The organism is Pseudomonas sp. P20, assembly GCF_016463925.1.
Lineage (GTDB): Bacteria > Pseudomonadota > Gammaproteobacteria > Pseudomonadales > Pseudomonadaceae > Pseudomonas > Pseudomonas aeruginosa.
This window is the reverse complement of sequence record NZ_JAEMVM010000107.1, coordinates 1-300: the sequence shown is the minus strand read 5'-3', so window position 1 is coordinate 300 and position 300 is coordinate 1. Positions and strand designations below refer to the sequence as shown.

General features: G+C 68.3%; 1 protein-coding gene. It reads right to left on the bottom strand.

Translation table 11 applies throughout. The annotated features are described in order from the left end of the window. On the bottom strand, positions 1–300 hold a 300-nt coding region (locus JHD77_RS33365; RefSeq protein ID WP_426772614.1), incomplete at both ends, for a phage portal protein family protein.

Genomic DNA, 300 nt, shown 5'->3' with positions numbered 1-300 from the left:
TCCGGTCCCAGCCAACGTTCTGCAGCTGCTGCTTCAGGTGCTCAGCTGCGGCCTTGTCGATCCGGCGGTCGCCGCCGGCATCGACCTGCCATTCCTTGCTGACGACGGCCAGCTGCCGCTGGCCCCAGGTCGCCTTGACCTGGGCGTCGCGCAGCACTTCCTCGTAGATGCGCAGGTCGTTGCCGCCCCGGCGCTGCAGGATGTAGTCGCTCGGTTGCTGCAGGCCGGAGAGGAATGGACGGGTAATATCGCGGCCGTCGCCCGTGGTGGCGATCTCCTGGCCGAGCTTGGGCGGGTGCA